Annotated in this window: 1 protein-coding gene; it reads left to right on the plus strand. The window is 41.7% G+C overall.

Annotated elements, in window-relative coordinates:
• Window positions 1-379, plus strand: a 379-nt coding sequence (locus tag C1I98_RS40215; protein WP_199537626.1) for a hypothetical protein, incomplete at both ends; no start/stop codon positions are given.

The raw sequence follows: 379 nt of genomic DNA on the forward strand, positions 1-379 counted from the left end.
TCACAGATCATTCAGTTATTTGGTCGTGGCGTTCGCCTTAAAGGTCGCAATTATTCTTTGAAACGCAGTACACCCGGTGAGCGTCCGAAAGGGTTGCATCTGGAAAAATTAGAGACACTGAATGTATTCGGTGTACGTGCCGATTACATGGCAACCTTTAAACAATACCTTGAAGATGAAGGGATTACGCCAAGTGACGAGATCCTTGAGCTGAATTTTGAAACTCGGCCAAATATGCCAGCAACCAGGCTTAAAACACTTAAGCTTAAAGATGGTTATAAAGATAATCAAAGACTCGGCTTTAAACGTGTCTATTTTCCAGAGTTGTATGAAGTTCCTGCTGATTTTCAGGGGAAAATTAAGCAGCCGCATATTAAGC

Source organism: Spongiactinospora gelatinilytica (assembly GCF_003236385.1).
Taxonomy (GTDB): domain Bacteria; phylum Actinomycetota; class Actinomycetes; order Streptosporangiales; family Streptosporangiaceae; genus Spongiactinospora; species Spongiactinospora gelatinilytica.